This is a genomic window from Ruegeria sp. A3M17 (assembly GCF_003318255.1).
Taxonomy (GTDB): domain Bacteria; phylum Pseudomonadota; class Alphaproteobacteria; order Rhodobacterales; family Rhodobacteraceae; genus Ruegeria.
Window position 1 is genome coordinate 122,707 of sequence record NZ_QOCF01000008.1, and the last position, 25,684, is coordinate 148,390.

Annotated in this window: 18 protein-coding genes; 2 read left to right on the plus strand and 16 right to left on the minus strand. The window is 55.3% G+C overall.

Features of this window, described 5'->3' with window-relative positions; translation table 11 throughout:
- Position 1: 1 nt before the first annotated feature.
- On the minus strand, positions 2 to 1,108 hold the full coding sequence (locus DS906_RS05550) for a saccharopine dehydrogenase family protein (protein WP_113789222.1): 1,107 nt from the start codon (positions 1,106 to 1,108) through the stop codon (positions 2 to 4).
- Between the two features lie 417 nt (positions 1,109 to 1,525).
- Between DS906_RS05550 and DS906_RS05555 the strand changes: the two genes are divergently transcribed.
- Complete coding sequence (locus tag DS906_RS05555) at positions 1,526 to 5,164, plus strand: flavoprotein (protein ID WP_113789223.1); 3,639 nt, start codon at positions 1,526 to 1,528, stop codon at positions 5,162 to 5,164.
- On the opposite strand, the gene DS906_RS05560 is transcribed toward DS906_RS05555, so the two are convergent.
- The 8 genes from DS906_RS05560 to DS906_RS05595 all read right to left on the minus strand — a co-directional run bounded on the left by DS906_RS05560 (position 5,161) and on the right by DS906_RS05595 (position 17,961).
- Positions 5,161 to 6,324 (minus strand): hypothetical protein, encoded by a 1,164-nt coding sequence (locus tag DS906_RS05560; protein ID WP_113789224.1) that lies wholly within the window; start codon positions 6,322 to 6,324, stop codon positions 5,161 to 5,163. The genes DS906_RS05555 and DS906_RS05560 overlap by 4 nt on opposite strands.
- A 16-nt stretch (positions 6,325 to 6,340) precedes the next feature.
- Positions 6,341 to 9,604 carry an adenylate/guanylate cyclase domain-containing protein gene (locus DS906_RS05565; RefSeq protein ID WP_113789225.1) on the minus strand — a complete coding sequence of 1,088 codons (3,264 nt, stop codon included), beginning with the start codon at positions 9,602 to 9,604 and terminating at the stop codon, positions 6,341 to 6,343.
- 132 nt (positions 9,605 to 9,736) lie between these two features.
- Positions 9,737 to 11,446, minus strand: coding sequence for an ABC transporter ATP-binding protein (locus tag DS906_RS05570; protein ID WP_113789226.1), 1,710 nt, complete (start codon positions 11,444 to 11,446; stop codon positions 9,737 to 9,739).
- A gap of 4 nt (positions 11,447 to 11,450) precedes the next feature.
- Positions 11,451 to 12,401, minus strand: a complete 951-nt coding sequence (locus tag DS906_RS05575; RefSeq protein ID WP_113789227.1) for an ABC transporter permease — start codon at positions 12,399 to 12,401, stop codon at positions 11,451 to 11,453.
- Complete coding sequence (locus DS906_RS05580; RefSeq protein ID WP_113789228.1) at positions 12,398 to 13,375, minus strand: ABC transporter permease; 978 nt, start codon at positions 13,373 to 13,375, stop codon at positions 12,398 to 12,400. Before DS906_RS05580 ends, DS906_RS05575 begins: the two co-directional genes overlap by 4 nt.
- Positions 13,376 to 13,548: 173 nt before the next feature.
- Positions 13,549 to 15,114, minus strand: coding sequence for an ABC transporter substrate-binding protein (locus DS906_RS05585; RefSeq protein WP_113789230.1), 1,566 nt, complete (start codon positions 15,112 to 15,114; stop codon positions 13,549 to 13,551).
- 126 nt (positions 15,115 to 15,240) lie between these two features.
- Positions 15,241 to 16,821, minus strand: coding sequence for an ABC transporter substrate-binding protein (locus DS906_RS05590; protein WP_199528489.1), 1,581 nt, complete (start codon positions 16,819 to 16,821; stop codon positions 15,241 to 15,243).
- A gap of 132 nt (positions 16,822 to 16,953) precedes the next feature.
- On the minus strand, positions 16,954 to 17,961 hold the full coding sequence (locus DS906_RS05595; RefSeq protein ID WP_233494689.1) for an alpha/beta hydrolase: 1,008 nt from the start codon (positions 17,959 to 17,961) through the stop codon (positions 16,954 to 16,956).
- A gap of 236 nt (positions 17,962 to 18,197) precedes the next feature.
- Between DS906_RS05595 and DS906_RS05600 the strand changes: the two genes are divergently transcribed.
- Complete coding sequence (locus DS906_RS05600; protein ID WP_113789251.1) at positions 18,198 to 19,358, plus strand: nucleotide sugar dehydrogenase; 1,161 nt, start codon at positions 18,198 to 18,200, stop codon at positions 19,356 to 19,358.
- Between the two features lie 182 nt (positions 19,359 to 19,540).
- Here the strand turns inward: DS906_RS05600 and DS906_RS05605 are convergent, their stop codons facing one another.
- The 7 genes from DS906_RS05605 to DS906_RS22135 all read right to left on the minus strand — a co-directional run bounded on the left by DS906_RS05605 (position 19,541) and on the right by DS906_RS22135 (position 25,303).
- Positions 19,541 to 19,810, minus strand: a complete 270-nt coding sequence (locus DS906_RS05605; protein ID WP_113789232.1) for a hypothetical protein — start codon at positions 19,808 to 19,810, stop codon at positions 19,541 to 19,543.
- A gap of 115 nt (positions 19,811 to 19,925) precedes the next feature.
- Entirely contained in the window at positions 19,926 to 21,374 is a 1,449-nt protein-coding gene (locus DS906_RS05610; protein ID WP_113789234.1) for a mannose-1-phosphate guanylyltransferase/mannose-6-phosphate isomerase, read from the minus strand.
- Between the two features lie 183 nt (positions 21,375 to 21,557).
- On the minus strand, positions 21,558 to 22,289 hold the full coding sequence (locus tag DS906_RS05615) for a metallophosphoesterase family protein (protein ID WP_233494690.1): 732 nt from the start codon (positions 22,287 to 22,289) through the stop codon (positions 21,558 to 21,560).
- A 111-nt stretch (positions 22,290 to 22,400) separates the two neighbouring features.
- On the minus strand, positions 22,401 to 22,841 hold the full coding sequence (locus DS906_RS05620; RefSeq protein WP_233494691.1) for a hypothetical protein: 441 nt from the start codon (positions 22,839 to 22,841) through the stop codon (positions 22,401 to 22,403).
- Between the two features lie 526 nt (positions 22,842 to 23,367).
- The gene (locus DS906_RS05625) at positions 23,368 to 24,477 is read right to left on the minus strand and encodes a Hint domain-containing protein (protein WP_233494692.1); all 1,110 of its coding nucleotides are present in this window, start codon (positions 24,475 to 24,477) and stop codon (positions 23,368 to 23,370) included.
- Between the two features lie 58 nt (positions 24,478 to 24,535).
- The gene (locus DS906_RS22440) at positions 24,536 to 24,676 is read right to left on the minus strand and encodes a hypothetical protein (protein ID WP_233494693.1); all 141 of its coding nucleotides are present in this window, start codon (positions 24,674 to 24,676) and stop codon (positions 24,536 to 24,538) included.
- A 363-nt stretch (positions 24,677 to 25,039) separates the two neighbouring features.
- Positions 25,040 to 25,303 carry a hypothetical protein gene (locus DS906_RS22135; protein ID WP_158541288.1) on the minus strand — a complete coding sequence of 88 codons (264 nt, stop codon included), beginning with the start codon at positions 25,301 to 25,303 and terminating at the stop codon, positions 25,040 to 25,042.
- Between the last annotated feature and the right edge of the window lie 381 nt (positions 25,304 to 25,684).

Below are 25,684 nucleotides of genomic sequence, written 5' to 3' on the forward strand. Positions count from 1 at the left end.
CTCAGGCCGCCTTATTCTGTTCGGTTACGTCACCGGCGCGATAGAGCCGGCCAAATTCGGTGTTCAGGAAATCGGACAGGTTCACCTGTTCCTGCCGGACAAAGCCCTTCGCAGGCAGCGCGCCGGTCCGCATCAGATCAACCACACCCAGAACGCCTGCGGCAGTAGTGACCTGAATAGCGCTCCAAATCTGTCCGTTGATCGTGCGGGCAAAGCTTTTGTTGATCAGGGATTTCTCGCGCAGCGCGCCGTCGATCATTCCCTTTGCTGTGCAATAGACCAAAACCACATCCTGATCGGTGCGCGGCAGCGCGGTCTCAAAAATGTCCTTCAACAGGTCGCGGCGATGTTCCAGGCCAAGGTCCTTCAGAAGCAATTTCAGGATATCGCAATGGCCCGGGTACCGGATTGAGCGGTAAGACACCGCCCGCGCCTTGCCGTCCAGTGTTTCGGGTAAAGTCCCCAACCCACCAGAGGTGTTGAAGCATTCGTACTCCACCCCGTCATGGCCAAGCAGCTCATAATCCTCCAGCGGAGCGGTCTTGACCCGTTCACCATTCACGATGGCATCGCAAGGATTGCAGTATTCGTTGATCAACCCGTCGGTGGACCAGGTCAGATTGTATTTTAGCGCGTTGGTCGGATAGAGCGGCAGCGCCCCGACCCGCATATGCAAGCTGTCGATTTCATCAAATTCCACAGCCAGAGATGCCCCTGCGATACCGACAAATCCCGGCGCCAGACCGCATTGCGGCATGAATGCCGTATCACTGCCTTGTGCCAAGTCACGCACCGCATTGGTCGCGGCAACGTCTTCGGTCAGGTCAAAATAGTGTGCACCAGCGGCCTTGGCCGCTTTGGCAATCTTCGGCGTCAGAAAGAACGGGGCCGCCGAGATTACGGCATCGAACCCACCCAGGCCTTCGGTCAGTTGCGCTTCGTCGCTCACATCGATCTGCCGGGTCGAAATGCCCTGCTTGTTCAATGCTGATAGCGCGGCCAAATCACGGTCGGCCACTGTGACCGAGTAATTGGCCGATGACTTCAGCAAGGTCGCGATCATCTGACCGATCTTGCCTGCTCCGATGACACAAATGTTCCAGCTCAAAACGCGCCTCCTCTTTCGTTTTTAAAAGTATGAGGCCGCTTCTGTCCGAAACGCAGGGGTAATCTTGACGAAATCGCGGTCATGTTTGTCATATTGACGAAAATTTTGTCAATTCGTCGTACCACCTGTGCGAGCTTCCGTACTCGGCGGTACGATGAACGACGTGATCACCCCATGGCAGCAAGGCAATTGACTCAATCAACAACGCCAGTGATTTTTATATTCAGATATTATACAGTGCGCTCAATTGGACCCTTTTGTTCGCGCATATCAATGTGTTCAATCGGTCCGCCCAGCGCGGGAAATTACGTCAGGCCGGTTTTTTTTTCCGTATGACCGATGGGTACCTGACCCAAAAACAAGCTTCTGCGTTGGGTCTTTGACAATTTTCACGGCGAAGTTCAGGGGGGACAAGACGTGCCTAAAGATCCAATTGAAAGCTCACAATCATTCAATCCATCCCAAGACGATCTGAAATTGATAGATGAGGTCCTGCCATCCAAGGATCCATCAGTCATTTATTCGAAATTCGAGTTCTACGAAGTATCCGAAGAGATGGTCCTGCCCTCTGAGGGTATGTTTGTCGTCCTTGGCGGCATGGTTCAGCTCCGGCAGGACAAAGCGGTTCTGGCGACCGCAGACACCGGGGACTATTTTTACGAAGAACATCTCGAAATCGAGGACATTCCCGTTAGTCTTCAGGCGCTGGCCACTCCGGGCACCCGATTGGCCTATCTGCCCAAACACCAATGGAAGGCAATCCCGAAAAAAATCAAAGATGCCTGTGAAGATACGCTATTTGGCGATCTGGTCAGTGTGCATCTGAAGAACTATCAACAGCCGATCAATTGCTGCAGCGTGACCGCGGCAGCCCTTAGCATGTCGGCGCTTGGATTCAGCTATGAAGTCAACGACATCTTTCGCGAATGCGGCTTGCCGACCTCGTTTGTCGTAAACGACGGAATATCGCTGGGCGAACTTTTCGATGTCGCCTGCACATTCATCCATACCCAGGACCTGCGCGATGTCATTCAGGTGCAGGCCTATTTCATGGATGAGGCCACGACATCCGTGGATCTGTTGCTTGAGGCAATAGACGAATCCAATCGACTGGGTGGAAAAAACGATATCCTTGTGGCGAACTTTCAAGTCGGTGTCGCACATGGCAAGGAAAACATGCCGGGCGGCCATTTCGCCATTATCGCAAAGTGTAACCCCAGCACCGGCCTTGTTCACATGATGGACGTTCACCCGGAAAAGTACGGCAAGCTTTGGGTGACAACCATTGATCGGCTGTGGGCCGGGATGACGGACCGCGACGGAACGTCGATGCGATCACGGGGGATGCTGCGGTTTTCGGCGCTAGACGCTGTCAAAACATACCTGCAAACTCTGAAGCAGGACTGCAATTATGTCGACAGTACAGAATACCTGGCCAAGGACCCCAAAATGCGGCGCAACCTGTTCAGGCGGGCCAGCCCGAACATGAACTCGATGGGCGTTCTTGCCGAAAGCCTGGCCATCCTTGGCGATGAACAGGTTGACGAGGATAAACTGCTGAGGGCAACGCAAACCGATCTGGCCGAAGCGCTTAGCCGTGTGTCAACAGCCCGGGAAATGCACGCGATGGCGCAACGGTACCTCAGTCAGGAATCGGACGTGCATCTGGGCAGCTCTTTCCGCAGCTATGCCAATCGTTCGGACAAAAGCCTCAAAGCACCCGAAGACTGGTTCCGCTACCAATTGCTAGGCCTGAACGAACACAAAGATCGACGTCATCTGATGATCAATATCGATTTCAATAAGGTACTGGGGTCAGAGGTCATTCGTCCCCCAAAGAATGCGTTCCGTGAAACGGCCCTGTTGGAGGAGTTCTGGTGCCTGTGTATCGCTTATAAGGAGGCCACCGATATGGTGACGGTTGTGGACATGAGCCCCGCGACCTCACAGGTATGGCAGGCACCGCGCGGGCATTTGTTCCGCGGCCTTCGGGACCTCAAGGACCCGGCCTTGCTCGTGATCGAAAAACAGGACCCACCCGAAGACCCCAGCGACGTAGACCAGATCGTCAAAAACAACCCGCTTGTTCTTTTTTATGCGGATGAAGATCCCTGGTCCTACATGCTGCGCAGTATCCTGGCCAATATCGGCATCACCGACATCAAGCTGATTGATGTCGAAGGGCACGGTGCAAATGTTATGAAAATGCGCCGGCAACTGATCGCCCGAACCGGCAAGGAAACCGTTCCGTATCTGTTTTTCAATGGCGTTTGCCTGGGCCGGCGAAACGACATCGTGGACAGTATCCTGAAAGGTGAATTTCAGAAGGACGTGGAAGAGGCCGGGTTGCCGGTTCTGCTGCGTCATGAATCCCCCAGCCTGGACAAGAACATCTTTGGGTATCCCAAGGGCGGGCTGACCGATGCCCCCAGCGAAAAGCGCAACGTGTTGCTGTGTGCTTGCGGATCATCGGCGGCGGACAAGGTGCCGCAACTGGTGAAGAAAATCACCGATGCCGGCCACAATGTGAAACTGATCCCTTCAGTGTCCGCTGAAAGGTTCTTTCGCGACATCGAGATTGAAGCGGATGTCGAGATTGAAAGGGGATATGAGCCCGAGAAGGTCGAGGATTATATCTCTCACAACGACTATTACCGCGACGACGACGAATGGAACTTCCGCTACACCAAGTTTGGCATGCCGCTGCGCGCCTCGCATCTTGCGTTGTGTGATTGGGCCGATTGCGTGATCGTGGCGCCCGTGACCTGCAATACAATGGGCAAGATCGCCAATGGGATTGCCGACAACCTTCTGACCTCGGTCTTTGTCGCCTGGCAATACCGGAACAAACCGGCGATCCTTTGCCCGGCGTGTAACACCAACATGTGGAACAACGTCACAACCCAAAGGAATGTCGAAAAGCTGCGCGATCTGGGTGTCGATCTGGTCGGTCCCCGCAAAGGGCGATTGTCGAACGGCATGATGGGGATCGGTATGATGGCCACCCCGGACCAGATCATGGAAGTTCTGGACGAGGCGTTCGAGGAATTAGCCGATCAGGAGCACAACATCTGCAAATGGGCGCAAGAGGCCGCAGCTTCGGATGAGTTCGCGCAATGGCACCGTGTTTTCGACGCGATTGAAAACGGGATGGCCGGGATCGACATCGTGGATGAGCACAATGGCGATACGCTGTTGCATTACGCGGCTGGCGGCGAAGGTGAGTTGCATGAAAACGGAAAAGGCTTGGGCAAACCTGACATTGAGGCCGCGCAAGAGCTGATACGGCGCGGCATCAACGTGAATGCAGCCAACGACCATGGGTTTACCAGCCTACACGTGGCGGTGATGAACAACTCGGTTGATATGGTCAAAACTCTGTTGGCTGCAGATGGCATTGACGCAAGTTCGTGCATTCACTTCCTGCAAAGCCCCAAAAACGCCGAGGACGTCAATGAAGCCAAAATCTCGAATGAAGTGCTGGCCATGCTGGATGGCTGGGCCAACAGCCACACGCTTGCAAAGATCGAGGAAGAGAGCGAAGACGATGTCGTAGATGACCGTGAGCGCACCTATCTCTACTTCACCTATGGCTCGTTGAAGAAAGGCTTCCCGAACCACGAAGCCCACGCCGATGTGCTGGACGATTTCGTTGGCAAGGCCGTGACCCGACAGCGAATGCCCCTGATCGTGCCGCATGAGCCGCATTGCGACAATCCGAACTGTGGTTACCTGCATCGGATGGCCACGCTGGTCGACCAGAAAGGCCGTGGCAATCCAATACGTGGAGAGGTGTATCGGGTGACTTCGTCCGGTATGAAACAGCTCGACAAGCTTGAAGGTTTTCACGGTCCCGGATCACCCGAGAACGTCTACGTCCGCAAGAGGATCAATGTGCTGATCGAGGGCGTAATGAAACCAGCATATGCCTATGTGATCGCGCAGCCCACCAAGTATCTGGATCAGTTGGAGACGGGCACAGCCGGGGTTGTCGGGGAATACACGTTGGACATGGCCACAGGCACATTAAAACCCGGGTGGCAGCCACCCGCCTAGTTTTGAACCAGTATCCCGACCTCATCCTTAGGGCTGTCCTTGAGGCTGAGGTTATAGGCCGTGATGGCCACCATGCACAAAAGGACAAAGGGCCAGAAGCAGGCCTTGGGAATAAGATTGTCTTTATAGTGGATGAACCACAAGGACGGCACGGCCTCGGCTGCAAAGAAATAAGTGTTTACCGACACTGCCAGCAGCAGGAAATACATCAGGAAAAAGAACGATTCCATGTAGATCACGGGCGACCCGGCAAACCCTTCGCGCAATTGTACATGCGCCAGCAGGATCACGAAAAACAGGACTGAGCAGGTGCCGATAACACTGGACGTGCTGAAATCGTGCCGTTCCACCAGATTGGGGCGTCGCGTGACCGTCATTACGGCCCCGAACAGCAGCATCGTCACAACAATCAGCGGGATCATGTGAACGATAAAGGCGTTCGCAAAGTTCCGTTTGATGACGAAGTTATAGTGCAGCTCCGGCAGGTTGGTCTGATATTCGTTCTTGCCGATGCCCAGGGTCGTATCCAGATCGGACAGGCGGTAGTCGAAATAGGTGTTTTCACGCTCCCACGTTCCCATGACAATCCGGTTGTCGATGCCAAAGATATCGCCCGGCCCTGTGGCGGGATATGCGGAAAAGTCAGGGATTAGAGCCACATTCACGTCAAACTCACCCGGCCAGAAACGGACCCAGACGGTTTTGTGGTCGAAAGGATAGCTGGTATAGTCAAAGGCCTGGCGCAAGGTCTGTTCAAAATACCAGCCGATCAACTCGGACCCGCCCTGATCTATCCTGTAGGCCTCTTCAATCAGGCCACTCGCTGCCTCGGCAGCTTCCGGCAGGATGAACCCCACTTCGCCTTCGGCTGGTTTGATGGCGTCATGCACACCGTCCTCATAATGCTGCCAAATATAGCCGCTGACATGCACATCACTGGCACCGGTAAAACTGAAGGATTTTATAAATATGCCAGTTTTGACCTGATAGCCTGGTAAATTGGGAAGGTCTTGTAAATAAGCGTCGACCGACGCCTGATCTGGCAGTTGCGTCGGATCCTCGTCGAAATGGTTCAGTTCAATCCAGAGTTTGAACAGAACTAGGGCCAGACCCAGCGTAACAAAACCCGAGATCAGCCAGACTTTCTTTTCTATGCTCATTCAGCCCCTCACCCGATTAGTCCAGCGGCCCGACCAGCGATTGTTTGATGCCCAGGTTCTGAAACCGCGCCTTCAAATCATCGAACCCTTCATGTGCCGTCAAAGGAATGCCCCAACCCCCACATTCAGCCAGTGTTCGAGCCTGCAGGATCGACAGATCAACCATCGGCAAAGGCTCATCCGCTGTGAAAGCGGCCAAGGCATCTGCGTACCGCGTGGCTTCGTCCCACTGCTTTCGCGCCAGCATGACGGCCGCGGCGTCCGTATAGAAATGCAAGTGGCTATGGCCAACACAGCCTTCGGCGATGATCTTCTCGCCAAGCTTGAGGTTATCATCCTGCGCAGTTGGGTCCTCTTCGGCCATGGCCAAAGCTGACAGCGCTTTTGGTCCGACAAAATTCCGACCGTGTTCAAGGGCAATGTCGACCGCGCGGCGACCGGTTTCGCGCGCCTGTTCCAGTTGCCCGGCATAGACCTGCGTGCGGGCAAGGTGTTCCAGCGCCTGCGCCTCAAGGCGTTTCGCGCCAACGCGGTTTGCGATCTCGGCAGACAAGGTAAAGACGTCCGACGCCTGATCTATTTCCCCTAAAAAGGTGTGCGCGACACCCAAACAGGTCTGTGCCACGCATTCCGGAACAAAGGCGAAATACTTCTGTGACACGTCGATGGCTTCCTGCGCATCCAGCTTTCCTTGCGCTACTTCGCCGGTATAACTGCGCGCGACGCTCAGATTGTGCAGGTTTGCGGCCAAATCACGGACCAAACCCTTTTCCCGCGCCCGTTCGACCGCCTGCGTGTAGAATCCCGTTGCGGTCTGCATCGTGGCATTCATGAAATTGGCGTCGCCAAATCCGCTGAGCGCGCCAACTTCAAGTCGTGCGGATTCAAGCTTTCTGGCCAGTGTTAGAGCCTTTTCATTACTCTCAAGCGCCTTTGTCACCTGCCCTAGCGGGAAGTATACATTTCCGCGCACATAGTTGATTTGGGCAATGTCGCGGTCAGACCCGCAGCGTTCCGCAGCCGCCTCGGCAATGTCCAAACTTTCCAGTGCTTCCTGATACAGGCTGGCCTGCCGCGCGGCCTGCGCCAAGCCGATTTGCGCCCGGCAGATTTGTTCATCCGTTTCGGCCAGTTCTGCGGCCTCTTTGAATTCGCGCAGGGCATCATTGGACAGACCCTGCAACCGGTGCGTCTCACCCCGGGCGCAGAACAGATCAAAGCGAACCCCTGCGGGTGCTGGCAGTTCCAGCGCCCGTTCGATCAACGGGCTGGCATCGTCGAACTGAAAGACCTGTATCAGCTTGTCTGCGGCTTCCAGATAAGCCTGGGCCGCATGGGTCGCGCCCGCACGATCCAGATGCTGCGCCCGCAATGTGGCGTCTCGGTCTTCGAACCAACTCGCGGCCTGACGATGCAGGCGCGCGCGTTCGGATTTCACCAAAGTTGCATAGGACCCGTCGCGGATCAGCGCGTGGGCGAACATCAGATCGGCCTCAGCCTCGCGGATCAGAGCCGAGCGGATAAGGGTCGAGGTATCCAGATGCCCTTCACCCAGAACAAAGTTCAAAACTTCGGGCGAGAACCTCTGCCCCAGCACGGATGCCGCCTGAATCGACGTCCGGCTAGTCCGGTCCAGCGAATCCAGACGGGACTGAACAATGCCCTGAATGCTGCCGGGAACAGACTCCTGTTTCAGCACATCGATATTGCGCAATAACTGCTCAAGAAACAGCGGATTACCCCCGGCGCGTTTTACGCAGGCATCTAACAGTTCCGGGTCGATCCCGGTGAACTCTTCGACCAGTTGTCGGGCCTGTTCGTCCCCCATCGGCGCCAGTTCCAGCTTGGAAATCAGGGCACCATCCGTCGCAAGTTGCCATTCGCGGTCAATCGGATCGCCTTCCACACGGCTGGTCATCAGCAGTACGCAGGGCAGATTTCGCGTCATCGCCGCGATATGGGCGCAAGCGGTCAGGATCTCGGGTGCAGCCCAGTGGATATCCTCGATATGGATCAACAAAGGCGTTTCCTGGCTGCGGGCCGAAATCAGGTCGTCGATGACCTGACGCCGCCCCCGCAGACGGGTTGCATTGTCCATCACCGCATAGACCTCGGCCAGACCGGGGTCTTGTTCAAGCTCTAGCAGGGCATTCAGGTGCGCGGCATTCGCCGCTGTCACCCAACCCTTGCTAATTGCGTCCTTCGCGACAGATGCACAGGTTTCCGTATCATCCGTCGGCTCCAGCCCCAGAATACTGCGTGTCACGGATTGGATGGCTGAATGCCCCTCACGCGCACCGAAATCCATGACCACGCCATTGTGGATGGAATAAGACAGGCTATCGGCCAGCTCCGCCACCTGTTCGGATAGGTGGGTTTTTCCGATACCGGGCTCGCCCAGTACGATATGGACCTCACCCTTGCCGTGCCGCTGACATCGATCGAACGTTGCCGAAAACAAGGACAGCTCTCGTTCGCGGCCCACAAAGCGATGCCGGCGCGACCGGATGTTGCGCGCCATCCGGTCCAGCCGCCACAGCTCAACCGGATCACCAAGGCCTTTGATCGCCTTTTCGCCCATAGACTCACCAACGAAAAGCGGCCCTAACGCACGTTGAATGTCATGAGAAACCAATGTTTCCCCCGGCGCCGCCATGTCGGTAATGCGCGAGGCCAGGTTCACACCATCGCCGGTGACGGTGTATTCCGTATGGGCCTGACTGCCTGTCGTACTGGCAATGACCTGCCCTGATGCAATCCCGATATGGCAGGTTAACGGAGGGTTCAGGCCGGGCAGAACCGTGTGAATTTCCAGCGCGGCCCGCGCCGCCCGTTCGGTATCGTTCGTATGCGAGATCGGCGCACCGAACACGGCCATGACCGCATCGCCAATATGCTTGTCGATCCGGCCACCGTATTTTTCGACGACCTTGTCCACTCTGGTGAAAAACGCATTGAGCAGCGCGTGCATGTCTTCGGCATCCAGTTCGCTGGTCAACCGGGTAAATCCGGTCAGATCCGCGAACATGACCGTCACCTGCCGCTTCGCAGGCTCCAGCGATTCCTCAGGTTGAAAAGGTTGGGTGGTTTCGAACGTCTCAAGCTCGGCTATCGCGCGCAAAAGTCGCCGACGATCGCCGACAGCAGTGACTCCGATTTCGATCAGGTCTTCGCCCGTCAGATCAGGCAAAATTCCAAAATCAATTTTGTTATCCAAAAAGGCTTGCGCGTAGTCAGATAGCCCAAGCGCGCTTAGCCAGTCCCTAAGGTCCTGAGACATTTCGCCCCTCTGAAGTCCCCAACTCCAAAGACAGGCGTACCACAACAAACCCGGATGAGTCTGCAAAGTTTGAATATTTTAATGTATATGCACACCCAATTGCCCGTGTGGCGGGCAATTGGGTCATTGGAATTAAGTCTCTGCCTCCAATCCGTCCGTCGACAGATCGTCCAGTTTGGGCATCAGCCGCAACAGCTCACCTGCATATTCGGTCTGCGGATTGGCGAAGAGTTCGTTGGTCTCTTGAAGTTCGACGACCTTGCCCTGCTTCATAACCGCCACCCGGTCGCACATCTGGCGCACCACCGGCAGGTCGTGGCTGATAAACAGCAGCGTCAGACCCAGATGTTCCTGCAGGTCTTTCAGGATATTCAGGATCTGCGCCTGAATCGACACGTCCAAAGCACTGGTCGGTTCATCACAGATCAAGAACCGCGGTTGCGTCGCCAGCGCACGGGCAATCGAGATCCGCTGCCTCTGACCGCCCGAGAATTCGTGCGGGTACTTCATCCCGGCCTCATGCCCCAGCCCCACCTGATCCAGCAATTCGTCCACGCGGCGTTTTACATCGGACCCTTCCATCAGCTTGTGATGGCGGATCGGCTCGGCCACGATGTCGTCTACCCGCATCCGGGGGTTCAGCGACGAATACGGGTCCTGAAAGATCATCTGGATGTTTTTGCGATAGGCATCCAGCGCGGCCCTGTTGGTCAGATCACTAACCACTTGGCCGTCAAAGGTGATCGTACCGCCATCAACCGGGTACAACCCCGCGATCATCCGCGCGATGGTGGATTTTCCTGAGCCAGACTCACCAACAACCCCGAACACCTCGCCCGCACGAATATCGAAACTCACGTCATCAACGGCGGTGAAATAGGTGCGGTCCCACGGCAGCAAGCCTTTGCGCTGCAGGAACTTCTTGGTCAGGTTGCGAATCTCGAACACCGGCTTGCTGGTGTCGTTGTCCACCTTGGGCCAATGGCGCGCCATGTCTTCGATCGCGAACCGGGTTTCACGCCCGCCATAGCTGATTTGCGGGAAGCGGTGCAGCTTCAACGTGGGGCGCGGAACAGCGGCAATAAGCGACTTGGTGTATTCGTGGCTGGGCTGACCCATGACCTGAGACGTCGGGCCGGTTTCCACCACCTTGCCCGCATACATGACCGTCACCTTGTCCGTGGTATCCGCGATCACGCCCATATCGTGGGTGATCAGGATAACACCAACCTGGCGTTCCAGCGCCAGCTCTTTGATCAGATCAAGAATCTGCGCCTGAACGGACACGTCCAGCGCCGTCGTCGGCTCATCCGCGATAATCACGTCCGGCTCGGTGCAAAGCGCCAGAGCGATGACCACACGCTGCCGCATCCCGCCCGAGAACTGGTGGGGATACTGGTCCAGCCGCGTGTCCGGATCAGGAATGCCCACCCGGTCGATCAAATCACGGGCGCGCTGGTTCACCTCGGCGTCGGTTCCGCCCAGATGGGCCTGGATCGTCTCGGTCAGTTGTTCGCGCACGGTAAACAACGGGTTGAGCGAGGTCAGAGGATCCTGGAAGATCATCGAAATCTTCTTGCCGCGCAGGCCGCGCATTGCGTCGGCATCCAGGCCGCTGATCTGGTCACCGCTCAGCTTGATGGTGCCGCTGGCAATCCGGCCGGGCCGGTCCAGCAGACCCATGATGGCCGCTCCGATTGTGGATTTGCCCGCACCGGATTCGCCCACCAGACCGTGGATCTCGCCGGGTTCAACGGACAGGTCCACGTGGTCCACGGCGGTAAACAGTTGGCGGCGCGTCGGGAATTCGACCGTCAGGTCGTTGATCGTCAGAAGGCTCATGTAATCACCGCAGCTTGGGGTTCAGCGCGTCGCGCAGCCAGTCGCCCAGCAGGTTCACAGACAAGGCCAGCGCCAGAAGGGTGCAGGCCGGGAAAAAAAGAATCCACCACTCACCCGAGAACAGGAAGCCCTGTCCAATACGGATCAGTGTTCCCAGCGACGGTTGGGTCGGCGGTGCACCGACACCCAGAAAGCTGAGCGTTGCCTCGGCGATAATTGCCAGCGCCAGCGAGATCGTGGCGATCACCAGAACCGGGCTGAGGACATTGGGCAGTATATGGCGGAACATGATCGGAATTGGCCCGCGCCCGATCAGACGGGCGGCCTGTACGTATTCCTTGTTCTTTTCCACCAGCGCAGCGCCGCGTACGACCCGCGCAAATTGCACCCAATCAGACAGGGCAATTGCGATGATCAGAACATAAATCGCCATTTCGTTGCGGTATTCGGGAGGCGTGACGCCCTTGGCGATACCAAAGATGAGCATCGCAACCAGAATGGCCGGGAAGGTCAGCTGCACATCGGCAATCCGCATGATGAGCGTCTCGACCCAACCGCCAAAATACGCTGCAACCAGCCCAAGGATGACACCTATGATCAGCGCCAGCATCACAGCTGACACGCCGACAAACAATGAGATGCGCATGCCATATAGAATGGTCGAGAATACGTCGCGTCCCTGATCGTCGGTCCCCAAAAAGAAGGTTTCCTGCGTAAAGGCATTGGGCGTGCCCGGCGGCGTAAAGCCGTTCATCAGGTTCAGCGATGCCGGATCGAACGGATTATAAGGTGCGATGACCGGGGCAAAAACGGCGGCCAGCAAAAGGATCAGCACCACCAGTGAGGCCATCAAGGCAACCGGAGAATGCCGGAAGGACCACGCAAAATCGCTGTCCCAGAACTTGGCAAATCGCGATTTGGTGGGGGCGGTCGGGGTTTCGATGGTATCGGTCATGTGGCCCTCGCGTCGACACGCAGGCGCGGGTCAATGGCATAATAAAGAAGATCGACGATCAGGTTGATCGAAACGAACATGACCGAAATCAGCATCAAATAAGCGGCCATGACAGGGATATCGACAAACTGGATCGCGTTGATGAACAGCAGGCCAACACCTGGCCACTGGAACACAGTCTCGGTGATGATGGCAAAGGCGATGATCGAGCCCAGCTGCAGACCGGTGATTGTGATCACGGGAACCATAGTGTTCTTCAGCGCGTGGCGGAAGTTGATCACCCGGTCCGACAAACCGCGAGCGCGTGCAAACCGGACATAATCGGCGCGCAACACCTCAAGCATTTCCGATCGGACCAGACGCATGATCAGGGTCATCTGATACAGGCCCAGCGTAATCGCGGGCAGGATCAACGCCTTGAGGCCAGAGGCCGTCAAGAAACCGGTGGACCAGTTGCCAATCATAACGGTCTCGCCCCTCCCAAAGCTGGGTAAGAGGTCTAATTCAACCGAGAAAATATAGATAAGTAAGATCCCGATCAGGAAGGTGGGTAGGGACACCCCTATCAGGGAAACGGTCATGATGAGATTCGCAGCAATTCCTTGTCGTCGGATGGCTGTGAACACGCCCAGCGCAATCCCCATGGTGATTGCCAGAAAGCCGGAAACAAAAGCCAGTTCCAGTGTAGCCGGCGCGCGCTCGGCTATGATGGTCGAGACAGGACGTCCCTGACGATAAGACACACCGAAATTGCCTTGAACGGCATTTTTAAGGAACTTATAGTACTGAACCGGAAACGGCTGATCCAGCCCCAGTTCAGCCCGCAGCCGGTCGATATCAGCTTGCGTACGCTCCTGACCCAGCATGTTGTCGATCGGATCGCCGACAAACCGGAACATAGAAAATGCGACCAGACCCACGACCAGCAGTACGATCACGGATTGGAGCATCCTTCGGACGATATATGCGAACATTCACTTTCCCCATTGATCCGCTTCTCTATGCACGGGTCGGCTAAATGGTCAAGGTATCGCTAACGGGATGGTATCTGAACGATCCTTATTTCCTGCGTCATCGGATTTAAGCAGGGTATGATGCGGATTGGCGGTGCCGAACCGACCCTCGCCAATCCAACGCTAAAACGTCCTCAGTTTACGGTCACCCAGCGCAGCAAAAAGAAGTTATCGGGGCGCTGCGTCAGCTCGACATTGCTGCGTGTTCCCCAGACCAGTGGCTGCACATACATGGGCACATAGACCTGTTCGTCCTGAATGATCTTAGCCACTTCGTCCAGCATGGCCTGACGCTTAGTCTCATCCAGCTCGGCTTGGATGGCAGGCAGCAACTCATCCACGCGTGCGTTCGAAAAGCCGCCGAAATTCCAGCTGCCCAGCTTTTTCTCTTCGTTCGGAGTCGCGACAAGGAACCGAACGGGATGCTCAGCGTCAAACGTGCCCGGGCTCCAACCCAGCAGGTACATGTCATAGTTATCTTCACGCAGCTCGGGCCAGTAATTGCGCACAGGCATCGCTTCCAGATCAGCCGTGATCCCGATCTGGGCCAGCATGCTGACCACGGCCTGACAGACAGCTTCGTCGTTCAAATAGCGGTCATTGGGGCATTTCAGTCCGAATGAGAACCCATCGGCGTAGCCTGCCTCGGCCAGCAGAGCCTTGGCACCCTCAACGTCAAATGCGGGACGTTCGGCATGGGCCGCAGAATAGCCGCTCATGGCCGGGCTCACCAATTGCGAGGCCGCTTCGGCATTGCCGCGCATGATGGTTGCCAGAATGGCATCGACATTCACCGCCTGCGCCACCGCCTTGCGGACGCGCGGGTCGCGGAACGGGTTCGGTTTACCTTCATCGTCGGTATATTTCAGCGTCTCAGCCTCGTGATCAAAGCCCAACATGATCACGCGGGCCTCGATCCCCTTGATGACCTCGACATCACTGTCTTCTTGCAGGCGCGCGACGTCCTGGATTGGCACCGGGTTGATCATATCCACATCGCCCGACAACAGTGCCGCAACGGCGGTTGCGGGGTTCTGGATCGGGTTAAACTCGGCGCGGGTGATGTTGTGTTCGACGTCACCCCACCAACCCTCGTGGGGTACCAGTACGGTTTTCAGGCCCGGCTCACGCTCGGTGACTTTGAAGGCCCCTGTGCCATTTGCATTGATCGTCGCATAATTTCCAGTTTCTTTGTCCGGCACGATGGCATCATTGGCTTCGGTCCAGCCCTGATCCATGATCATCCAGTTGGCAATCGAAGACGGGAACAATGGGTTCGGAGCGGTCGTCATGACATCGACAGTATAATCGTCGACCACGATCACCTCACTGACCGGCGCAAACCAACTGCGGGTATCCGCGGCCTCGCCCGAGGCGCGCTGATAGCTGAACAGAACGTCCTGCGCATCAAAGGTACTGCCGTCGTGGAAGGTCACGCCCTCGCGCAGCTTGAAGCGCCAGCCGTCGCCTTCGCCAATCGGCTCCCAGCTGACAGCCAGGGCAGGCTGAACGCTCATGTCCTTGTCGCGCCGGACTAGCCCTTCGTAGACGTTATTGAGAAATCCCAGAACCGGAGCCGAATTGACCGCGTGCGGGTCCATGGTTTGCGGGTCCGTGGTGGAGGCCCATTTGAAATCTGCAGCTTGAACACTGGTGGCAGCCAGCATTGCAATGCCAATGGCGCTGTTCCTGAGGATCATTGTTATGTCTCCCTGTTTCTGTGGTCGAGTTTTCTTGGTTTTTGCCGCATGCGCAAGGAAATCTCAGATCGCAACAAAAAACAGGGCGCGAAAATCGCGCCCTGTCTGATCGTCAAAGGTTTTGACTTATTTAATGGTGAAGTATTTGACCTTGGGCTGGTCTTCGGCATCCACTTCGATGCCGACACCGTCAGCCATACCCCAGTTCAGAACCTGGTGATGAATGGGGATGTAAAGTGCCTCATCCTGCACGACACGCCAGATGTCGGCGATGTCGGCATTCCGGGCGTCCAGGTCGGTGTTCGAAGCGAGCGACTTGATCTTCGTGTCCAGCGCGTCGTCCTGATAGCCGGTTCCGTTCCATGTTCCGATGTCGTCTTCGCGACCGTGGACAAGAAAGTTGAAGATGTATTCCGAGTCATATGTCGGAACACCCCAACCCAGCATGTAGAAATCTGTCTTGCCATCGGTGATCAGCGGGAAGTGCTGCGCCTTGGGCTTTGCGTCCAGATTCACGGTCACGCCGATCTGGCCCAGCATCCCAACGGCCGCCTGACAGATCCCTTCATCGTTGATGTATCGATCATTCGGGCAGTCCAACCGGAGCGAGAAGCCATCGGCATAACCTGCCTCTGCCATCAGTTCCTTGGCTTTTTCAAGATTAGTGGTGGATTCGCCGTCCATCGCTTCGGTCCAACCGTTCACGAAAGGCGGTGCGATCATGCCCGCAGGCTGCGACTGGCCGCGCATCACGACCTGCTTGATCGCATCACGGTTGATCGCCATCGACATCGCCTGACGCACCCGCACATCGGCCAAGGGGTTCTTGCCATCTACGTTGTCTGCTTCGAGATCATCCGCACCTTGGTTCATGCCAAAGAAGATCACACGGTTCTGTGGGGCTTGCTTGACCATCAGGCCATCGGCACCATTGACGCGGTCAATGTCTTGCACCGGCATATCCTGCAGGAAGTTCACCTCACCCGACAACATTGCCGCAACACGGGTCGCAGCATTCTGGATGGGGGTATAGACAATCTCGGTCACTTCCATTGGGAACTGGTCGATGCCCCAATAGTTGTCGTTGCGCACCATAACCGTCTTGACGTCGGGCTCGCGGCTTTGAAGAACATAAGGTCCCGTGCCGTTGGCATTGGTGGTGGCATAGGTGATCTCACCGCCTTCGAAATCCTGCACATTGACAGTGTTATTCGCCTCAGCCCAGCCCTTGTCCAGAATGAACAGGTTGGTCAGGTTCGACGGCAGGATCGGGTTCGGACCATCTGTGACGATCTCGACTGTGTAATCGTCAACCGCGCGCACTTCGGTGATCGAGCCGATCAGCTCTTTCATGTCCGAATTAGGTTGCTTGGCGCGTTCAAAGCTGAACACCACATCTTCGGCGTTGAAATCTGCGCCGTCATGGAACTTCACGCCTTCGCGCAGCTTGAATACCCAAACATTCGGGTCATCGGCCTTGGGACCCCACTCGGTCGCCAGCGCAGGCTCGAATGCTCCGGTCACGTCGCGAATGATCAGCGGCTCGTACATCTGGTGCCGTATTGTGTGTGACGGGCCTTCGTTTTGCGAGTGCGGATCCAGCGTCAGCGCATCACCCGCACGTGCCCATCGCAGCGTTTCAGCCGATGCGCCTGCGGCCATCAATGCGGTCGCACTAGCAGCGATCATCAGGTTCTTCAGGATCATTATAATCTCCCCGTTTTTTCGTTAGTACCGTTCCGTGGAACGGCAGACCGGTTTTGTCGGTCTTGGTAGTGCTGATCATCCAGATCATACTGAAGGTTGCAACACCAGATTGTGAACTATTTGGATTTCCGATCAAATTTGAAAAACCGACATATCGCGAACCCTTGATTCAGCGCAAAATGACCGAGCGCTGATGCGGATCATCCGGGAAAACGCGCCCAGATTGGACGCATTGAAATATATGCCGGAACACCAGACCAGCCTCACCACCCGGCGAAAACGGGCCAAAATACTTGTGGCCGGTGGGGGCGTCATAGGTCGTATTGATATCGTCACAGTCGACCTGAAATATGTTATGCGGCGTTCGATCGATATTCTCTGGCCCGTATGACCCAAACGGCGAGACGCCACTTTGTTCCTGAGGTTTGCTGCCTTGCTGGCCCGCAGCGCCAAATCGTCGGATGCGAAATAGACAACCACGTTCCGCGACGCATGGCTCACCAGCACACCGGGCTCATGTTCATGCACGGTTTCATTGACGACATCTGCGGCGACCATGAATGTGTTGCGGAACAACAGCGGCACGCCCGACGCCAGATCATACCGATCCCATTCCATCAACGTCTGGCGCAAAACCCGATTGCCCATCGAATGCGCCAGAAGGTTGATCCGTTTCAGGCAGGGGGCGGATTCGGGCTCGTTATCCTCACTGTTGCGCCATTCCAGGAAACGCTCCAACACCCGCGCAAAGGAAAAGCCGCTCTGGTCTGCGGATTTCTGGTCATCCCAGTATTTCTGAACGATCCCCTGCTTGGCGTCGCTGGGCCAGATCAGGGGCAATGCCATCACCTCTTCAGGTTTGGCCTGATCGCACAGACGCTGAAGCTCAGCCGTTGTTTCGAACACGTCGTCGGGCAGGTTATTGAACCCGTGAAGATACAGCAGGATCTGACGACAATTGTTGTCACGCACCCGCCGCAGCAGCTCTTTGCTGGTTATTTCGGTGTGATGTTCATCTTCACTCTTTTCACAATAAAACACCGAATTTGAAGGCGCATTGTTGTCCAGATCAAAGGTAAAACGGCGTCCTTTGCGGGTGCGAATACTCTGGGTCGGGAATCTGTTCGTGATAAAAAGCATAAAAACCCCCCTCTTGTTCAGGATGGAATCAGCCTAACAAGTCAACCGCTTTGGTGACACGGAAAACCCGGAACCCCGTAGGCTTCCCAAGTCGTGTTTATTCAAAAAAGAGTTCACATCGGCCGATTGGCAAAGCTCAAGGTGGTATCTAGGATTAGGCACACATGCGCATTTACAATCGGCAAGCAATAAAGCAGGTGAAGTACACACCGGTTTGCGAGTATGAGGGCAAAGAAATGAAGATTGCGGTTGTAGGTCTCGGATATGTGGGATTGTCCAATGCGGTGCTATTGGCACAAAATCACGATGTCACGGCAATCGACATTTCAAAAGAACGGGTTGAATTGGTCAATTCCGGCCAGTGCCCCATCCTTGATGCCGAGCTTGAAGACTTTCTTTCCAACCGAACGCTTTCGCTCAGGGCAACTACGGAACCGGCCTTCGAAGATGCCGAATTCGTCATCGTGGCAACCCCGACGAATTATGACGCCAAAACCAACTACTTCGACACCTCCAGTGTCGAAGCCGTCGCCAAGCAGGTGAATGCGATCAACCCCAGGGCCACCGTCATCATCAAATCGACGATTCCGGTGGGGTATATTCAGTCGCTGCGTTCCGATCTGGGCAGCGACAACTTCATATTCTCACCGGAGTTCCTGCGTGAAGGGCGCGCGCTTTACGACAACCTCCACCCATCCCGCGTGATCGTCGGCGAACGATCGGATCGGGCGCGCGTATTTGCCGAGCTTTTGCTTGAAGGTGCCGTGACCAAAGATGTGGACGTCCTTTTTACCGACCCGGATGAAGCCGAGGCGATCAAGCTGTTTTCCAACACCTACCTCGCCATGCGGGTGGCCTTTTTCAACGAGCTCGACAGCTATGCTATGGCCGGTGGCATGAACACCCGCCAGATCATCGAAGGCGTCTCACTGGATCCGCGCATTGGTAGCCACTACAACAATCCGTCCTTCGGGTATGGGGGCTATTGCCTGCCAAAAGACACCAAACAGCTTTTGGCCAATTACAGCCATGTTCCGCAAAACCTTATTCGTGCCATCGTGGACGCGAACCGGACGCGGAAGGACTTTTTGTCCGATCAAATCCTGATGAAAGGCCCACGCGTCGTTGGTATCCATCGGCTGGTCATGAAAGTCGGCAGCGACAATTTCCGTCAGTCTTCCATTCAAGGCATCATGAAGCGGCTGAAAGCCAAAGGCGTGGAGGTCATTGTTTATGAACCGACCTTGGAGGAAGACGAGTTTTTCCGATCTCGTGTCGTACCCGATCTCGAAACCTTTAAGTCCGAAGCCGACTTGATCGTTGCCAACCGGCACAGCCCCGAACTTGAAGATGTCGCGAGCAAGGTGTTCACCCGGGACTTATTTGGTGCGGACTAAACGGGTTTCACCTGCTCTACGCTTTAGGCCACGGCCTGATTGACCTGTGTTAGTTGCGACCAAGCCCAGCGGATCGAGCTGGTTGAGGATGCAATTCGGTAGTGGTGTAATCCCAACCACAACGGCGCTCAGCCAAAACATCGGGGGTAGCTTACATTGCTACTGAAAATGTTGGGCTTCGTTTAGGCCAATACCATCGCATGGATGCCGGATGCTGTCGTACCGGTTGCATGTACACGCGTTGTCCCCACCGGCAAGATCGAAAAGTCCGACACCTGAACTGTACGGGTTTCACCCTGTACTGTCGTTAGAACAACCCTACCACCGGTTTCGACGTAAAGACCGATAGCCACATCGGCCAGGTCGGAGTTGTCTGAAGCGACAACGGGAACAATATCGCGCGCAGGGCCGGACAGGCTGGAGGCTCGGTTGCTGAATGGATTGGTCGTCATTGTGCATTTCTCGCTGTCTGTGTCAGTCAGCGGAACGTTAGGTATTTCAGTTTAACGATCCGAAAGCCCGCCGCGCAATTATCAATCAACGTCACACTGAAACCTCAGGCCTGGTTCAGCCCTTGGCCCCCTGTCCGCGCGCGTATTTGTCTTCGTAGCGCACGATATCATCCTCTCCCAGATACGTGCCGGTTTGCACCTCGATCAGAACCATCGGGACCGTTCCCGGGTTTTCCATCCGGTGCATTGCCCCAAGAGGGATGTAGACAGATTGGTTCTCGGTCACCAATTGCTCACGATCATCGATTGTCACGCGGGCCGTTCCCTCGACAACAATCCAGTGTTCGGAACGGTGGAAATGGCTTTGCAGGCTTAGCGATGCGCCGGGGTGAACATAGATACGCTTCACCTGAAAACGCTCTCCGACCACCAGGCTTTCGAACCACCCCCATGGGCGGTGATCCTTTGGGAATTCCGTCGCCTGGGGCGCGTTTTTTTCCTTAAGCGCGCTCACCGCCTTTTTGACGTCTTGCGCCCGCGATGCGTCGGCAACCAAAACCGCATCATTCATCGCCACGGCGATTATATTGTCCAGCCCGATACCCACGATTTCCAACTGTTCGCTATCCGACCGCAAAAGGGTGTTATGGCAATCAATCGCCGTTGCCCCCCCATTGGTCACCACGCCTTGCGCGTCGGGGCCGCTTTCGCGCCACACGGCGTCCCAACCGCCCAAATCCGACCATGCGGCACCAAAGGGCACAACCGACAAGTTCGTTGCCTTTTCCATCACGGCATAGTCGACCGAAATGTCTTCGGCTTGCGCCCAGCTTTCAGGGTCGAGACGTAGAAAACCCAGATCCTGCTTTGCTTTTTCCACTGCCGCCTTGACCGGCTCGATCATATCAGGGGCATGCGCCTGGAATGCTGCGATGATGTCCGCCGCCCGGAACAGAAAAATCCCCGCGTTCCATTTGTAATTTCCGGCCTCCAGCATTTCGGTCGCACGGGCCAGATCCGGCTTTTCGACGAATTTCTTCAAGGGAACAGGCGCTCCGTCACCGTCTGAATCAGCGGCAAGTTCAAGATATCCGTACGCCGTTTCCGCATGTGTCGGGGTGATGCCAAACGTCACAAGTTTGCCTTGCGCAACCGCCTCCAGACCCCGGGCAACGGCGGCCTGAAATTCAGCCGCATCCGGAACCACATGATCGGAAGGAGCAACCAACAGTACAGCAGCCTCATCCTTGGAATAAGCATGCAGCGCCGCTGCCAAAACCGCTGGCGCTGTGTTGCGGCCCTCTGGCTCGATCATGATCGTGCCAGGATCAATTCCGACAGCCTGCAGCTGTTCCGCGACGATGAACCGAAAGTCCGAGTTGGTCAGAACCACCGGCGGTTCAAACTCCAATTCCGCGTTTGCCCCCGACAACCGGCGAGCAGATGCCTGAAACAGGGTCTCTTCACCGACCAATGGAACGAATTGCTTGGGGTAGCTCTTTCGGGACAAAGGCCAGAGGCGCGTACCAGAGCCTCCACAAAGAAGGACAGGACAGATCAACATAAAAATGCTCAATTAATTGACGCGGTTCCTAATTTTCCTATTGAAACCGTCAAGACCTGACAAGGCTTGGCTTGGCTTAGCCGAAAAAAAGGATGTCCTGTGCCACGAGCCTGGGTGAGGGTCCGAAGCTGTGTGCCATCGAAAATTTTGAGTGTTTTCGACCCTGTTTCAGCTGGAATGGCGCTAAGGGCGGGCACTGATGAATGTAGGCTCTCCACCGTCTAGGCAGACTGCACTCAGTACGCCGGTGGCAAAGGCGCCGGTATCGACGGCAATCCGTCCGCGCCGCGCTGCGGCTTGGTCGACAATTGTGTGACCATAAACAACCCAAACACCGTCTCGCCTGTCGGTAGTTCGAAATTCTGGATGGCCCCACATTAGGTTTTTTTCGGATTGCTGATCGGGGGACGTATTTGGATTTGCACCAGCATGCGCCACAAGGACATTGCCGGAATAGTCAAAGGCCCTTAGTTCTGTGATCCATCGGACCAGCTCAGGTCCCATTTCCACCAACAGATTGTCTCGGCAGGCGACCAGCTCAGCAGCGGTCATCTCGGCGCGCACGTTCCGCACACCAAATGAGGCCAATGTCTGCAGACCACCATAACGCAGCCACCGCGGACCATATTCCTCAGGGTCACGCAGGAAATTCAACATCATGTCTTCGTGGTTTCCCTTCAGGCAGATGAAATCCGGGCGGTTTTGGATCAGACGCAGAACGTCAGCACTGTTTTCGCCGCGATCGACATAGTCTCCGACAAGGATGACCCGATGATCCCTTGGAATCTTAGGTAACAGATTCTGCAACTGCCTTATGCAACCATGCACATCACCAATGACACAGGTCGGCGTGTCCGGCATCGGAGCAGGAAAGACCGCGCGTCGCCCGAAACGTTGAATCAGCGATGACAGCACGTTAAGGGGGCCTCCTGAGTGGCTACTGCGACCAGCTATCATTGAATTAAAGGGCCGGTGGTCAAGACCCAAGGCGTCTAACATTTGCACGCTGGTCTAAGCAAGCTTCATTCAGGCGGTCCGGCAGGCAGGAATTCCCATTCTGATGATCTCGGTGCCTTTTATCCTGAAAACGCCGTTGATGCGGCTACGCCCTTTTTCCATGAACCACGTCCTGAGCGGTTCTGGATAATACGCGGCCATGACCTGACTGAAATAGTCAAAGTCTTTTGGGGCAAGCCGCCGACCACCGCGCGAAGGTCCATGGAATCCAAATGTCGTGTCAGGGTTCACACAGGTTCCAGGAAGGCCCAGAAACATCGTGCAGGTCGAAAAGCAGACACGTCCCCGAATTTCGACCAGTATGCCGTTTTTCTGCAGGTTTTCGATCTCGATCAAACGGTCATGCAGATATCCACCTCGGTCGCTGCCAACGACCATCAACCCTTCGGCAAACATGGGTGAAGGGACAGAGGTCGCCGAGGTCAGCACTCCTGCAAACAGCGCCGCCATCATAGCTTTGATTCCGCGGTGCGTAGGTTTGCAATTTGCTCTGGCCAGCGCTCGCTGAGGGCGAAAGAGATTCCTTTTATCCAGCATTTCGAAGCCTCCGATTCCAGTTGCGGATCGGATCAGAGGTAAAACTGCGTGGTGCGTTCCCTGTGAGCGGGAAAAATCGAAATTATTTTTTAAATCAAAAGTTTAGTTATAGTTTTTTAAACTTTTCTGATTGTTGGTTGCTTTGTCACCAGAGTTGGTTCAGCTAGAAGCAGTTCAGACTGCAAGCCAATCCTAATGGCGTACAACGGTGGTTCAGCTCTGATTCACAAATGCAGTAGGGACTTCGTTCGTATCGGCAACGGCGGCGCAGCAACTCGAACCCACATTGCACTTGGAGGACATATTAGCAGAAATTTTCAATCGCGTCCAAAGGCCGGATGGGAAGAAATTGAATTGCACCGCCCAAGCGGTCATCAAGCGATCCTTCGGCAGCGTTCTTAAATCTCAAAAGTGGAGTAAAAGGGTCTGAGAAAGATGATCAGCTAAAAAGAGGTTTGTTGTTCACCTGGTGCCGTTCCACCAACTTACGCATATGCTTGCCCTTTTTGGGAATGTAGCGTGCAGAAAGCGCCTCGAACTGCGGATCGCAACATTCGGGAAACAAGTCTTTGATTTCTTGCCGGGCTTCTGGAGATACAGTCCTGAGTGCTTCTGGGCCGGTAAACAAGCTTTCCGTCAGCGCCCCGTTGGACCAAATGAGCTCATGCCGATCGAACAGAATGTGGAAATACTCGACGCTACCCGCGGTGTCGTGCAGAAAGTCGATGCCTTCCAAAGGCAGCAGCTTTTTCGCTGGAATCAAAACATCCTGACACTCAAACATGCGCATGGCGACAACTGACGACACCAAAATGCGGTGCTGCTGCGACACAATCAAATCCTGCATTGGATACCCATCACCCAACGCATTCGCTCGGATTAGGATAGGTCGAAGCCTTGGCTGAGCTTCAAGCTCAGCCCGGCTCAGATTACGCGATCCGACCCAACGAACCGGTTTGAATCCATGATCGTGGGTGAGAACCTGATCGCCGCCCCGCAGATCCTCTATCGGAACTGGCCCTTCCTGTGTCTCGATCAATGTTCCGGCCGCAAAGCACAAAACGTCCACAAACTCGCCGTCTGCGTTTGTGGGGCCGGTCACGGACTGGTCGATGGTAATGGTGTTCGATCCGGTATCGTTCCAAGCGTCTGCTATTGCAGCGGAATTTACTGTCATTCCGTTGAACAATTCCAGCGGCACTAGCGCGCCGTTATCTGCTTTCACGCCAAAGAGCTGGATTGTTCCGTCCGGCTCAACGACCAAACGAACAACCGGTTCACTGTTGGTGTTTCCAAGCTGCCAAACAGCTGGTGTATCGATTTCGTACCTGTCCCCGTCAGCAAAGCGAACAGTTTGACCAAAGGTTTCATTCGATTGGAATTGCAGCTCGTTCGGAGCACCGGCGGGTCCGCCGACAAACAAATCTACACCGTTGATCTGCAAGCTGAAGCTGTTGTCGAGTGAGTCGAAATCGATAACGAAACCACCACCGGGGGACGTGTCGGTGAATGAGGTGGACCCGCCGCCAGAGATGTTGAAGTTTGCCATGTTGCTTTCGCACCTATTCCGAAAAGTTAACGATTTTTAAACCGCTTACGCCGACTTATCAGATTAAGATATTGGCTTGTTTCTCATCATTGAGGAAGAGGTATTTTAGAATTTCTATTGCCCTGTCGCTTTCATGACCGTTTGCGACGGAGTTTGCAGTTTCGGTCGGATTTGATTCGAGGCTTGAAGCCTGGGTCATTCAGGCGCCCATCACTGGGTATTTTTTGCGTCCTTATGCCACTACAGTGCTTCCCGTTGTGGTGGCTGAACGCAAAGTACTTTGCATGGAGCGAAGTTAACTGCCTGATATGTCGTAATTATTACGGTTTTGTGATTTGTGTCTTTGGTGTTGCGGTTATGAGGCTGACGAGGTGTGGATGTTAAGCAATTGATCCGTGGGATCACTTGCAGTCTGACCGTGGTTTTTTGGATTATCTGACGCTGGTTGCGGGAGGGCGAAACCACCGTTGTCGAACACAGTTAAAGTGTTGGGTTTGAAGCTTCGGCAGCCAACATTCGCGAGGCTTTGCCTAAACTTCCGCAACGCGGACTTTGTTGCCGTTCACTCGTAGCCTTCAAACTCCTCGCCGGGTTTGATGTTCGGAAACTCCACCATGCTCGTCGCGAGGTTGTTCAGTATGCCTGTTACCGGCGTCATTACCCAAGCATGTGAAAATCCTTCGTTGCCCCAAAGCTCAAACTGTTCCGCCGGGTCTTCCTTGATGTTGTAGACTTGGGGAAGGCCACCACGCCACGGTCCCGTAGAGCCGCCAACTTCGCCGGTGGCATAACCGCGCCCCTGGCTTTCTGGGCGATCTACGGTCAAGGTGTCGGTAGCGAGAACCTCACGGCTGTAACAAGCTTTGGCGTGGCGTATCTGCTAGTCATCCTAATCGAACCGTTGGCCGATCTGGCAGCTCTGGCGGGCGCGAAAGGTTTGCGTGCTTTGACCGACAAAGGCGTGTTCGTACACCGTTTACATAACGCTGCCACATAGGCGTAAATTTGACGATCTGTGGTGCGCCTCGTGCCACAGATCACCTTAGACGGTATTGATGTAATCGCCTCAGGCTGAAGCGACTTCCATCATTCGCGGCCTTCTGTCCGAGATCAGGCTGATCCCCGAGGGAGAAGCCTATACAATTTAATTGGTTGGAGAACTGGCGGGTTTGCTTGCGCTGGGGAGGGTATCCCGGAACGAACAAAG